At 42.7% G+C, this 13,722-nt stretch carries 11 protein-coding genes; 10 read left to right on the top strand and 1 reads right to left on the bottom strand.

Translation table 11 applies throughout. The features are described 5' to 3' along the window. The 3 genes from ribF (at position 1) to iadA (ending at position 4,111) form a co-directional block, all read left to right on the top strand. A complete protein-coding gene (gene ribF, locus AEQ18_RS10565) occupies positions 1 to 936 on the top strand; it encodes a riboflavin biosynthesis protein RibF (RefSeq protein ID WP_054116307.1) in 936 nt (311 codons plus the stop codon). 280 nt (positions 937 to 1,216) lie between these two features. Continuing rightward, complete coding sequence (yfcC, locus tag AEQ18_RS10560) at positions 1,217 to 2,908, top strand: putative basic amino acid antiporter YfcC (RefSeq protein ID WP_235505535.1); 1,692 nt, start codon at positions 1,217 to 1,219, stop codon at positions 2,906 to 2,908. Positions 2,909 to 2,932: 24 nt separating this feature from the next. Next, on the top strand, positions 2,933 to 4,111 hold the full coding sequence (iadA, locus tag AEQ18_RS10555) for a beta-aspartyl-peptidase (protein WP_054116305.1): 1,179 nt from the start codon (positions 2,933 to 2,935) through the stop codon (positions 4,109 to 4,111). Positions 4,112 to 4,170: 59 nt separating this feature from the next. Here iadA and AEQ18_RS10550 read toward each other — a convergent pair whose 3' ends face one another. Continuing rightward, positions 4,171 to 4,992: an aldo/keto reductase gene (locus AEQ18_RS10550; RefSeq protein ID WP_054116304.1), complete on the bottom strand. Its 822-nt coding sequence runs from the start codon at positions 4,990 to 4,992 to the stop codon at positions 4,171 to 4,173. A gap of 155 nt (positions 4,993 to 5,147) precedes the next feature. Here AEQ18_RS10550 and AEQ18_RS10545 point away from each other — a divergent pair, with 155 nt between their 5' ends. The 7 genes from AEQ18_RS10545 (at position 5,148) to AEQ18_RS10515 (ending at position 13,597) form a co-directional block, all read left to right on the top strand. Beyond that, positions 5,148 to 5,795 carry a hypothetical protein gene (locus AEQ18_RS10545; protein ID WP_054116303.1) on the top strand — a complete coding sequence of 216 codons (648 nt, stop codon included), beginning with the start codon at positions 5,148 to 5,150 and terminating at the stop codon, positions 5,793 to 5,795. Positions 5,796 to 6,225: 430 nt separating this feature from the next. Next, the gene (gene hemW / locus AEQ18_RS10540) at positions 6,226 to 7,410 is read left to right on the top strand and encodes a radical SAM family heme chaperone HemW (protein ID WP_200908915.1); all 1,185 of its coding nucleotides are present in this window, start codon (positions 6,226 to 6,228) and stop codon (positions 7,408 to 7,410) included. Positions 7,411 to 7,566: 156 nt separating this feature from the next. After that, entirely contained in the window at positions 7,567 to 8,610 is a 1,044-nt protein-coding gene (gene hrcA / locus AEQ18_RS10535) for a heat-inducible transcriptional repressor HrcA (RefSeq protein ID WP_054116302.1), read from the top strand. A 33-nt stretch (positions 8,611 to 8,643) separates the two neighbouring features. Then, a complete protein-coding gene (grpE, locus tag AEQ18_RS10530) occupies positions 8,644 to 9,210 on the top strand; it encodes a nucleotide exchange factor GrpE (RefSeq protein ID WP_082348651.1) in 567 nt (188 codons plus the stop codon). 43 nt (positions 9,211 to 9,253) lie between these two features. Beyond that, on the top strand, positions 9,254 to 11,083 hold the full coding sequence (dnaK, locus tag AEQ18_RS10525) for a molecular chaperone DnaK (protein ID WP_054116301.1): 1,830 nt from the start codon (positions 9,254 to 9,256) through the stop codon (positions 11,081 to 11,083). A gap of 126 nt (positions 11,084 to 11,209) precedes the next feature. Beyond that, positions 11,210 to 12,379 carry a molecular chaperone DnaJ gene (gene dnaJ / locus AEQ18_RS10520; RefSeq protein WP_054116300.1) on the top strand — a complete coding sequence of 390 codons (1,170 nt, stop codon included), beginning with the start codon at positions 11,210 to 11,212 and terminating at the stop codon, positions 12,377 to 12,379. A gap of 117 nt (positions 12,380 to 12,496) precedes the next feature. Then, positions 12,497 to 13,597 (top strand): glycerol dehydrogenase, encoded by a 1,101-nt coding sequence (locus tag AEQ18_RS10515; protein WP_054116299.1) that lies wholly within the window; start codon positions 12,497 to 12,499, stop codon positions 13,595 to 13,597. Positions 13,598 to 13,722: the final 125 nt, after the last annotated feature.

Here is a 13,722-nt window from a genome sequence, read left to right as displayed (position 1 = left end):
ATGGAAATAATTGAAATTAGACACCCGTACGACCAAAATATGATTCCTGAAGATAACGTCGTCCTGGTATTAGGCTTTTTTGATGGCGTGCATTTGGGACATCAGAAGGTAATTGAAACTGGCCGTAAACTGGCTGAAGAAAAAGGGTATCGGTTGGCGCTAATGACTTTTAATCAGCATCCATCGATTGTCTTTCAAAAAGTAGATCCAGATGCGATGCAATATTTGACCAATTTGCAGCAAAAAGAAACGCATATGGCCGCATTAGGTATTGATTACTTGTATGAAGTGGAATTTACTTCTGCCTTTGCCAATTTAGCCCCGCAAGATTTTGTTGATCAGTACATGGTTGGCTTGCATGCGAAAGTGGTTGTGGCTGGATTTGATTATACCTATGGCAAAAAAGCGACGGCCAATATGACTGTATTGCCAACATACGCACAAGGCCGATTCGAGGTGGTCACAGTAGCGCAAGAATCGATCGATCAGGAGAAAGTCAGTTCAACACGTATCCGTGCGGCTTTGCAAAATGGCGAAATGGCTGAAGCGAACCGTCTGCTCGGCTATGTCTATGCATTCGAAGGCATCGTTGTCCATGGTGATGCCAGAGGCCGTGAATTGGGTTTTCCGACGGCCAATATCAAAGTCAAAAGTACGGTCCGTTTACCTAAAGAAGGCGTGTATGTCACTGAGCTGAAAGTTGGTGATCGCTGGTATCCTTCTATGGGATCGATTGGCCATAATGATACTTTCGGACAAGGCAGACAGCTGACAGTAGAAATCTACATTTTAGATTTTCATCAAGACATTTATGGTGAAACAGTGGACATCCGGTGGCATCATTTTCTGAGGGATCAAGTTGCATTCAACGGTGCAGAGGCGCTGATTGAGCAATTAAAGCAAGACGAGCGGGATACCCAAGCTTATTTCGCTTGATTCTATCTAGCTAAAAGGGACAAATGAAGTGCGTTACGAGAAGAGGAGATGCTTAGCATCTCTTTTTTGCGTGTTGTTTGACAGTCGGATAAATATTTATCCTAATCCAGAAAAACGAACTCTTTCGTAAATTCTAATGATTTCCCAATGAGTCAACCCGTGATTTTAGTTATACTAAATTTAGCGAATTTGTGATAGTTTATGCAAGTTCATGTATAACGAAAGGGAGATTTGTGTGGGGAAAGTGTTTAAAAAAGGCAACAGCAAAGATGTAACAAAGATGAAAACACCGCATACGTATGTGATTATTTTTGGTGTGGTCATCTTGGCTTGGTTATTGACATTCTTGATACCAGCTGGAAAATTTAGTACACAAGAAATTGAATATACGGATGCGAATGGCGAGATCAGTACGAGAACCGTCTTAGTACAAGACTCATTTCGTTATGCGTATCCATTAGAAAAAGAGTTTGTTTTTGAACAGCTAACAGCTTTGGAAGAAGATACAGCGAAAACAACTGCTTTATCCGTTGATCCAGAAGCTTTGGAAACGCTGCTTGCCAATGGTGCATATGCATTAGAGCAGAGCCAGTTAGATGACATTGGGTTGACCGATGATGTATTGTACGATTTGTATGGCGATCAAATCTATGATACGTCAGAAAAATTACACAAAACAGCGAAGGTCTGGGGCACAGATGACTTCGGTGGGTTTGGCTTTTTGAATTTTGTGTTTGAAGGATTGGTCTCTGGTGATAAGTATGGCTCTGCGGTTGGGATTGCTGCATTGATCTTGGTGGTTGGTGGTGCATTTGGGATCATCATGCAGACTGGAGCGATCGATGCAGGGATCTTTGCCTTCATCAGTAAAACCCGCGGGTTGGAACGCTTCGCCTTGCCGTTGCTGTTTTTTGCCTTTTCTTTTGGCGGGGCTACCTTTGGTATGGCCGAAGAAGTGATTCCATTTTCAATGGTGATGGTGCCATTTGTGATTGCTTTGGGCTATGATTCGATCGTTGCAGTCACTGTTACCTATGTCGCTTCCCAGATTGGTAATGCGACATCCTGGATGAGTCCCTTCAGTGTCGCTGTCGCACAAGGGATCGCTGGGATTCCTGTACTTTCAGGGGCCACTTTTAGAATCATTATGTGGGTCGTGGTTACAGCGCTATCCGCTGCTTATTTGATGGTTTATGCTGAAAAAATCCGTAAACAGCCAGAAAAGTCATTGACCTACCAATCTGATGCTTATTTTCGAGATCATTTGGAACAAACGTCAAATGAACAAAAACCATTTTTATTGGGACATAAGCTGATCTTAGTTGAAATGTTGGCGGTGTTGATTTGGATCGTTTGGGGCGTGACGCAAAAAGGATATTACATCCCAGAGATTGCTTCACAATTCTTTGTTATGGGTCTTGGGGCTGGCTTGATTGCGGTCATCTTCAAGTTGGAAAATATGGGCTTGAATGATGTTGCCAGTTCTTTCCAATCAGGGGCAGCTGATTTGGCAGGTACTGCGATCGTCGTGGGTATGGCCAAAGGGATTTTACTTGTCCTAGGTGGTTCAGATGCCAATATGCCTTCAGCTTTGAATACGATTCTTCATAGCATTGGTGGTTTGCTGAATCATGTACCGGCAGTGATCGGTGCTTGGTTTATGTATATTTTCCAAAGTTTATTCAATCTGGTGGTCACATCGAATTCAGGTCAAGCGGCTTTGACCATGCCAATCATGGCACCTTTAGCAGATCTGTTGGGCGTTTCCCGTCAGATCGCTGTCCTAGCCTATCAGTTGGGTTCTGGGTTCATGGACGCCTTCACACCCGTTTCAGCTAGTTTGATCGGTGTGCTTGGTGTGGCAAGGATCGAGTGGGCAAAATGGGCCAAATTCCAAATCAAGATGCAAGGATTTCTATTCGTATTAGGTACGATTTTCATTGTGATCGCGGTGGCAATCGGGTTGCAATAAATTTGAAATAGGGAGTTGGAAAAAATGAAATTGATCAAACAAATCGATGTTTTTACGCCGGATCATATCGGCATCAAAGATATATTGATCAGCGATGACAAAATCGTTGCGATCGAAGATGAGATTCGTTTCGATGTCACAGGCGTTGCAATAGATGTGATCGATGGGAAAGGCATGTTGGCCACGCCGGGATTTATTGATTGTCATTTTCATATTTTAGGCGGCGGTGGGGAAGGCGGCTATCAAAACCGGACCCCTGAGGTCAAACTCAGTCAGTTGACTAGTGCAGGTGTGACAACTGTTGTCGGTTGTCTGGGCACTGATGGCGTAGGTCGGGATATGACTGCTTTGATCAGTAAAGCAAAAGGGCTGAAGGCGGAAGGAATTTCTGCATATGTGTATGATGGTTCATACAGACTGCCGCTAGACCCAGTGACGGATTCGTTGATCAAAGATTTCCTTACGATCGAGGAGATTATCGGTATCGGTGAAATTGCCATTTCCGATCATCGTTCTTCACAACCGACCTTCGATGAATTTACGCGAGCAGCAGCAGATGCCCGTGTTGGTGGTATGCTTTCTGGAAAAGCAGGAATCATCAATGTCCATCTCGGCGGTGGTAAAAAGAAATACGATTTGATTTTACGAACGGTTTCCGAAACAGAAATTCCCATCAGTCAATTTTTGCCAACCCATGCCAATCGGACAAGTGAGCTGTTCGAAGCAAGTGTCGCTTTTGCCAAAATGGGTGGCACTATCGACTTCACTGCGAGTGAAGACCCTGATTTCTGGGAAAAAGAAGACGATGAAGTACGTTTCAGCAAGGGGTTGAAACGTCTATTAGATGAAGGCATCGGACTGGATCAATTTACTATGACTTCTGATGGACAAGGAAGCTTGCCTTACTTTGATGAAAATAACCAATTTATTGGACTAGGTGTCGGCAGTTCCAAAGCGTTGATGGTTGGTATCAAAGAAGCGGTTGAAAAAGAACAGATTCCCCTTGAAATTGCTTTGCGCGCAATCACCTGCAATCCAGCAAAAATCTTACAGCTTGGACATAAAGGTCGGTTGGAAAAAGGGATGGACGCGGATCTGTGTTTGCTGCATAAGGAAGATTTACGAATTGATACGGTGATCGCCAAGGGGCAGATCATGGTTGAAGAGGAAGTTGTCAAAGTTTGGGGTACCTTCGAACAATGAACATAAACAAGCACCGCAGGAAAGAGCAGATGACTGCTTTTTCCTGCGGTGCTGCTTAATTAAGCCTCGATTTGTTCCAATCGTGTCATGTCTTCATCTGAAATCTCAAAGTCAACTTTGGCATTGTCAATGATATAAGCTTCATGGACAGATTTAGGTAAAGGTAAGATGCCCTTTTGCAACAAATAACGAATCGATACTTGTGGAATCGATGCATCGTATTTGTCCGCAATTTGTTGGATTTCTTCATTATCCAAAAGGCGGCCAGTGGCAATTGGCGAATAGCCTTCCACCAAAATGTCATTTTCTTTACAGAACGTCAACAAGTCTTCGTTTGTACGGCCGATGTGATAAATATATTGGTTGACCATTGGCTTGACATCACAATGATCGAAGATATTTTGCAAATCTTTTTCGTCAAAGTTCGATACACCGATCGATTTTACTTTTCCGCTGAGATACGCTTCTTCAAGTGCTTTCCACACATCGATATTTTCCAAAAAGAAATCCTTTTGATCAGGGTTATCACGCATGATCGCCCAAGGACGTGGGGCATGGATCAAAATTAGGTCGATATAACCAAGATCCAATTTAGCAAGGGAGGCATCGATACTGTCCACCGCTTCTTGATAACTTTTCAATTCTGCTGGTACTTTTGTTGTGACGAAAATGTCTTCACGGGGCAATCCAGAATCGCGGACCGCTTTTCCGACCGCTTCTTCATTTTTATACGCAGCAGCTGTATCGACGTGACGATAGCCGTTTTCTAAAGCGATTTTAACTGCTTTGTAGGCATCTTCAGGTGAAGACTGCCATGTACCTAGTCCAATTTTTGGAATCTTTAATTGGTTTTGCAATGTGAATGTGTCTTGTAAAATCACTATATCTACCTGCTTTCATTCAAAATGTTTGGTTCACCATTTATTATAAAACGTTTTCTTTCACAAAACAATCTTAACGATTCCTTGATGAAGATTGACACCTCTAAAGAGATTTGGTAAATTGACAAGCATAAGAAGGTTTAAGGAGGCGGATCATGGATACTGCACAACAGGATTTTACATATTACCACCGTTCGTTGATCCAGATGTATCAAGTGTATTATCGGCGGCGCCTGTACGGGATCGCGACTGCTATACTGATTATTATCGGTTATTCATTATTGTTTCGCGAAGGGCTGATCATCAATGGATTATTGCTGATCTTACTCCTAGCCATTGCAGGTTGGTTGTATAAAAGATTCGGCGAAGCAGAGGAAGTGATCGCAGCTCATTTAAGCCAAAATTCACCACCAAAAGTCCGTCAATTGACTGAATTTGAAGATGTCTATGGATTTGATCCAGGAGATGGCAGCGTGTTGTATATCAAAAAACGCAGCAATCGAAATTTTCCTTCACAGGACAAAAGCCTGACATTGATGGCGGGCTATCAGAAAGGGTATTTTTTGAAGCAGCCATTTATGATTCTTTATTATGATATGTTGGAAACAGTACTGGATGAGGCATATCGCCTAAAAAGAAATCGACAAAATGGCTATCAGCGCTGGTCGGGTTTTTTCAGCTTTCGTCGGATCAAATCCTCGATTGGCAATGGCTTTCGTTTCGTTTTGGGGAATCTTTTCTTGCTCTTCATCGCCTATCGATTGGTTCGTTATTTGATCCAAATGATTCTATATTTCTTTTGATAGAATATTTTCACAATTTTCACTTATCTATGAAAAAAGTGATAGGAAAAAGTTTGGCAGAAAGAGTATACTTAACTTAAGAAAGACGATGTCTGTCTTTTCAATCATTGCGTCTTGCGCTTGTTAAGTAAGCCGTCAGCAATTGCATCATTGATTTGTGGCGCTAACAATTTGGGGGAAGTGTTAGTTCTTGCTTTCATCACGGAAGAGATTTCTGATGAAAAGAAGAGCAAAATCAGTTTTAGGACTGGGCTTAGCAAGTGCAAGTATTGTCAAATAGCAAATATGTGTCTAAAGTTTTCCTTACAACTAGGAGAACTTTTTTTGTTTTGCGCTTTTTGAATCATAGGCGAACTTTCTGATCTGTGCTACAATGAGGGACGGCATCAAAACAAGCTTGTCTTGTTCAAATAAAGGAGAATCACGACATATGATACACCCTGTGATAGAAGAATCAGAAAAAAACATTTCTGCGTACATACATATTCCGTTTTGCGAACATATTTGCTACTACTGCGATTTTAATAAGGTGTTTTTAGAAGGACAACCGGTTGATGAATATATTGAGGCCCTGTTGAAGGAAATCGCGGTGACGCTGGCTAAACATCCAATTGATGCCAGCGAAACGATTTATGTGGGAGGTGGCACACCTACATCTTTGAGTGCCCAACAGTTGGACCGTTTGTTATCTGGCATCCATCAGATTTTGCCCACGTCAACAACTAAAGAATTTACCGTAGAGGCCAACCCTGGTGATCTAACTGAAGATAAGATGCTTGTGCTCAAAAATCACGGCGTCAATCGCTTATCGATGGGGGTACAGACCTTCGATGATCGACTGCTGAAGAAAATCGGCCGCAAGCACACCGCAGCAGACGTCTATCAGACTGTCAACATGTTGGAAAAGCATGATTTTCAAAACGTCACCATTGATTTGATTTACGCATTGCCGGGTCAAACACTGGAAAGCTTTCGTGACACCCTGACGCGGGCGATCGATCTAGGATTGCCGCACTATGCCATGTATTCATTGATTCTCGAAAATAAAACAATGTTCATGAACTGGGTCAGACAAGGCCGCATGGTACTGCCTTCGCAAGAGGCTGAAACACAAATGTTTGATGAAGCAATCGAAGCGATGGCACAAGCTGGCTTGAACCAATATGAGATCAGCAATTTTGCTCGGCCGGGATTTGAATCCAAACACAATATGGTGTACTGGAACAATGCCCATTACTTTGGTTTTGGTGCGGGGGCGAGCGGGTATTTGAATCGGACCAGATACAAAAATAAAGGACCCATCCAGCATTATCTCAAACCCTTACGAGATGGGCTATCGCCTATTCATGAGCGAGAAGAGCTGACCCGTGAAAATCAGATGGAAGAAGAGCTGTTCCTAGGCTTGCGGAAAAAAAGCGGCATCTCAAAAAGCCGCTTTGAACAAAAATTTGCTGTTCCTTTTCAAGAAGTGTATGGTTCTGTCGCCAAAGATTTGATTGGAAAAGGCTGGTTAGCTGAAGCAGATGATCAGGTCCATTTAACCAAAGCGGGTATGTTTATTGGCAACGATGTCTTTGAAGCTTTTTTGATCGACCCAAATCAAGACATTCACTAAAAGCAGTGCAAGCTGCTTTTTTTATTTGCGATTAGCACTCGATTGTAAGGAGTGCTAAAAAAGTGAGGCAAATGCTTGACAATCCTATCAAATGTGGTATATTTATAATCGTATTAGCACTTAGTAGGAATGAGTGCTAATTGAGGAGTGGATAGAATGTTGACAGCTAGACAACAAATGATATTGCACCTCATCATCCAAAATTATACGAATACTGGCCAACCTACGGGGTCAAAACGATTGATGGAGGATGGGGTTGAAGCGAGTTCCGCAACCATCCGTAATGAGATGAAGGCACTAGAAGCTGCTGGATTCTTGTTGAAGACACATTCTTCATCAGGACGCGTTCCTTCAATTCAAGGGTACCGCTATTATGTGGATCACTTATTGAAGCCTTCTCAAGTTGGATCAACGGAGTTACAAACGATTCGTCATTCTTTTGGTAAAGATTTTCATGAAATCAATGAAATCATTCAACAATCTGCGACAATCTTATCCAATTTAACCAGCTATACTGCATTGTCACTTGGACCAGATGTCAAAGAACGCAAGTTGACTGGCTTTCGGATCGTCCCATTGAATGCACGACAAATCATTGCGATCATCGTGACAGACAAGGGGAATGTTGAAAATCAAGTCTTTACTTTACCCGCTTCAGTCAGTGGTGAAGATTTAGAAAAAATGGTTCGCATCATCAATGATAAGTTGATCGGAGAACCATTAATGACTGTTTACCATCGTTTACGGACAGAAATACCTATGATACTACATAAGTATTTCCAAACCACCGACGGCATCGTTGATTTATTCGATGCGATGCTGAGTCATATTTTTGAAGAAAAAATCTTTGTCGGCGGACGTATGAATCTCTTAGATTTTGAACCGACACAAGATGTCAGCCAATTCAAATCGATGTATTCTTTCATGAAAAATGCGGATCAGCTGACCCAACTGTTGGTACCTAGAGATCAATCGATTCAAATTCGGATCGGTTCTGAACTCGGCAACGACTTATTGCAAAATATGAGTTTGATCCAAGCAAGTTATGAAATCGAAGGACATGGACAAGGGACAATTGCTTTGCTGGGTCCTTCCAGCATGCCCTATTCCCGGATGTTTGGTTTGATGGATGTTTTTAGAAGCGAGTTAGCCAGCAAATTAGCTGAGTATTACCGCGCATTGGATCATTCTGATGAGTAAGCGGAATTTGAATAAAGAAGGGATGGTACACGCGTGACGGAAAAAGATGAACAATTGAAGGAAGATATGCTTCAAGAAACCGAAGCAGCAACTGAACCTTCAGAAGAAGCGATCGATACTGCAGGCATCTCTGAGGCGGAAGTTGAAAAAACGGAAGTCGAATTGCTGCAAGAAAAAAACAATGAATTAGAAGATCAGTTTTTACGCGCACGAGCTGAGATTGCGAATATTACATCCCGCAATCGCAACGAGCGAGAAACATTGCAAAAATACCGTTCGCAAGACCTAGGCAAGAAACTTTTGCCGGCAATTGACAATCTTGAACGGGCAATGGCTGCCGATGTAGGCGAAGAACAAGCAGCAAACTTGAAAAAAGGGGTCGAAATGGTCCTTGAAAGTTTGCGTCAAGCATTGAAAGATGAAGGCATCGAAGAAATTCCAGCTGAAGGTGCAGCATTTGATCCTAATTTGCATCAAGCCGTTCAAACGGTACCTGCAACAGAAGATGTGCCAGCAGATACCATCGTCAATGTTTTGCAAAAAGGGTACAAACTGCATGACCGCGTCTTGCGTGCAAGTATGGTCATCGTAGCCCAATAATTCTAACTATTATTTCGTTTAAATTGAAAAGGAGCGTAAACACATGAGTAAAATTATCGGTATTGACTTAGGAACAACAAACTCAGCAGTCGCTGTTCTTGAAGGCGGCGAAGCAAAAATCATCACAAACCCAGAAGGAAATCGGACAACACCGTCTGTTGTGTCATTCAAAAATGGTGAGATCCAAGTAGGTGAAGTGGCAAAACGTCAAGCAGTGACAAACCCACACACGATTTCTTCTATCAAACGTCATATGGGCGAAGCTGGCTACAAAGTAGAAGTAGATGGCAAAACCTATACACCGCAAGAAGTTTCAGCAATGGTACTGCAATACATCAAAGGCTTTGCTGAAGACTATTTAGGCGAAAAAGTTGAAAAAGCAGTCATCACTGTTCCTGCATATTTCAACGATGCACAACGTCAAGCAACCAAAGATGCGGGTAAAATCGCTGGGTTGGAAGTTGAGCGGATCGTCAATGAACCAACAGCTGCAGCATTGGCATATGGTTTAGACAAAACAGACAAAGACGAAAAAATCCTAGTATTTGACTTAGGTGGTGGTACATTTGACGTATCCATCCTTGAATTAGGCGATGGTGTATTTGATGTATTGTCTACTGCCGGCGACAACAACTTAGGTGGGGATGACTTTGATAATAAAATCATTGATCACATGGTTGCTGAATTCAAAAAAGAAAACGGCATTGACTTAGGCAAAGACAAAATGGCCTTGCAACGTTTGAAAGACGCTGCGGAAAAAGCCAAAAAAGATTTGTCAGGCGTAACAAGCACACAAATCAGCTTACCATTTATCACAGCAGGTGATGCAGGTCCATTGCATATGGAAATGACATTGACGCGTGCAAAATTTGATGAATTGACTGCTGATCTCGTAGAACGGACAAAAATTCCAGTACGTCAAGCATTGAAAGATGCTGGCTTATCTCAATCAGAAATCGACGAAGTGATTTTAGTCGGTGGCTCAACACGTATTCCAGCTGTCGTTGACGCTGTGCGTAAAGAAACCAATAAAGAACCAAACAAATCAGTTAACCCGGATGAAGTTGTTGCCATGGGTGCAGCGATCCAAGGTGGCGTGATCACCGGTGATGTCAAAGATGTCGTGTTATTAGACGTAACCCCACTATCTTTAGGTATCGAGACAATGGGTTCAGTCTTCACGAAATTGATCGATCGCAATACAACGATCCCAACAAGTAAATCTCAAGTCTTCTCAACAGCTGCTGACAATCAACCTGCTGTAGACATCCATGTCTTGCAAGGTGAACGGCCAATGGCTTCTGATAACAAGACACTAGGTAGATTCCAATTAACGGATATTCCACCAGCACCTCGTGGGATTCCTCAAATCGAAGTCACATTCGATATTGATAAAAACGGGATCGTCAATGTTTCTGCAAAAGATCTAGGTACCCAAAAAGAACAAAAAATCACCATCAAATCATCTTCAGGCTTATCAGATGAAGAAATCGAACGCATGGTGAAAGATGCAGAAGCCAATGCGGAAGCAGACAAACAACGCAAAGAAGAAGTTGACTTGCGCAACGATGTCGATGCTTTGTTGTTCACTGTTGATAAAACATTGAAAGAGCTTGAAGGCAAAGTAGATGCAGATGAAGTCAAAAAAGCTGAAGAAGCTCGTGACGAATTGAAAGCTGCTGTTGAAGCCAATAATTTGGAAGAAATGAAAACCAAACGTGATTCATTGAATGAAATCGTCCAAAACTTGACGGTCAAATTATATGAACAAGCAGCACAACAACAAGCACAAGAAAATCCAGAAGCTGCACAAGGCGGCGCAGACGATGTGGTTGACGCCGATTTCGAAGAAGTAGACGGTGACGATAAATAATCGCTGTTTGTGAAAAAGCCAAAGTCACCACTTTGGCTTTTTCTTATGAATGAAAGAAACGTATTTTTATCCGAAGCGATATGTGCTAAAATACGATAGACGTGAGAAAATAGTGGAGGGAAGCCGATGGCAGACAAAAGAGATTACTATGAGGTCTTAGGTCTACAAAAAGGGGCTTCGGATGATGAAATCAAGAAAGCATATCGCAAGCTTTCTAAACAATATCATCCAGACATCAACAAAGCAGATGATGCAGAAGCAAAATTTAAAGAGATCTCTGAGGCCTATGAAATTTTAAGCGATGCACAAAAACGTGCAGCCTATGATCAATACGGGCATGCAGGTACTGATCCGAATTACGGCGGCGGATATGGCGGCGGCTTCGGCGGCTTCAACAGCGGCGGTTTTTCCGGCGGTGGTTTTGGCGGATTTGAAGACATTTTCGAATCATTCTTTGGCGGCGGCGGTGGCCGTGCAGCCAACCCAAATGCACCTCGTCAAGGCGCTGACTTGCAATATGCTGTGGATCTTTCTTTCGAGGAAGCCATTTTTGGCATCGAAAAAAATGTGCAATACAATCGAGAAGAAACCTGTCATACGTGTGATGGCAGCGGGGCAAAACCAGGGACATCACCTGAAACCTGTCACAAGTGTCATGGTGGCGGAACGATCAATGTTGAACGCCAAACGCCACTTGGTCGTGTGATGAGCCGTCAAACTTGTGATGTATGTCATGGGACTGGGAAAGAAATCAAAGAACCATGTACGACATGTCACGGAACAGGTCATGAAAAGAAAAATCACAATGTCAAAGTCAATGTTCCTGCAGGTGTCGAAGACGGTCAACAAATGCGCTTATCCGGGCAAGGTGAAGCCGGGACGAATGGTGGTCCTTACGGAGATCTATATGTGATTTTCCGTGTCGAAGAAAGTGATATTTTTGACCGTGATGGGTCGGAGATTTATTATGAACTGCCACTGAACTTTGTCCAAGCTGCATTAGGCGATGAAGTCAACGTACCTACTGTTCATGGCAATGTGAAGCTGAAAGTTCCGGCCGGCACCCAAACGGGCACGAATTTCCGTTTACGGGGGAAAGGCGCACCTCGCTTGCGAGGGGGCGGCAATGGTGATCAACAAGTCAAGGTCAAATTGATCACACCGAAGAACTTGAATGATGAACAAAAAGATGCCTTGCGGGCTTATGCCAAAGCCAGCGGACATGAAACAACCGAGCAACAACCAGAAGGTTTTTTTGATAAAATGAAAGATGCTTTTGGCGGGAAAAAGAAATAATGTCGTCGTGCAATTCAGATCATTGAGATTTGAATTGCACTTTTTTTGAGTATATTTTTTGAAATCGCTTGCTACCTATGTCACAATGGAAGTAGATCAAATGAAGGAGGAACATATATGGAACGAATTTTTGCTAGTCCGTCGCGTTATGTACAAGGGAAAGGTGTGCTGAAAAATGGCTTACACCATATCAAGGATCTCGGTCAAAAAGTCCTGCTGTTAACAGATGAGAACGTCTGGGAAATCGCTGGTGAAACTTTATTTGAAGATTTGAAAAGCGCTGATTTGTCACCAGTCAAAGAAATTTTTGGCGGTGAAGCTTCTGCAAAAGAAATTGAACGCATCGTGGAAAAAGCCCAAGATGAATCAATCGAAGTGATCGCTGCGTTAGGCGGCGGCAAAACGATCGATACTGGAAAAGCTGTTGCCGATGAATTGCATGTACCCATTGCTGTGTTGCCGACGATTGCGTCGACAGATGCGCCAACTTCGTCACTGTCTGTTATTTATTCAGATGAAGGCCGCTTCGAAAAGTATCGTTTTTACAACAAAAATCCTGAATTGGTCTTAGTTGATACGTCAGTGATCGCGAAAGCACCTGCGAAATTATTGGCAGCGGGTATTGCTGATGCCTTAGCAACGTATGTTGAAGCACGAGCAGTGGCTAGAAGTCATAGTGAGAATATGGTTGGGGGAATGCAGCCGATTGCTGGAATGGCCATTGCTGAAAAATGTGAAGAGATTCTATTTGACAATGCATTGAAAGCCTATCAAGCCAATCAACAGCAAGTAGTGACTGAAGCCTTTGAGCAAATCGTTGAAGCCAACACATTATTAAGCGGCTTAGGTTTCGAAAGTGCTGGATTAGCAGCAGCCCATGCCATTCATAATGGGTTGACCGCAGTAGAAGGCGAAGTCCATTCTCTTTCTCATGGGGAGAAAGTAGCCTATGGGACGTTGACACAATTGATCTTGGAAAATGCAGATCCTGATGAACTGGATGCGTATATCGAATTGTATCAAGCGTTAGATTTACCGACAACGTTAAGTGACATGTTCTTGTCTGAAGCAAGCAATGCTGATTTGCTGCAAATTGGCGAACAAGCCTGTATCGAAGGAGAAACGATCCACAATATGCCATTTCCCGTTACACCAGAAGATGTGGTTGCCGCATTGAAAGCAGTGGATGCTTATGTATCAAGTTACTATCCAAGATAATCATTTTTGTTATTTTTAATCAAAGAGGTCTGTTCATATCGATCTCTTGAAAAAATGATTTGACAAGTGTTTTCAGTCGTGCTATTTTGAGTACAAGCAAAAAAAGGAGGGAACTACTCATGACA

The organism is Enterococcus sp. RIT-PI-f, assembly GCF_001297065.1.
GTDB lineage: Bacteria > Bacillota > Bacilli > Lactobacillales > Enterococcaceae > Enterococcus_D.
This window is presented reverse-complemented; position numbering and strand designations above follow the sequence as displayed.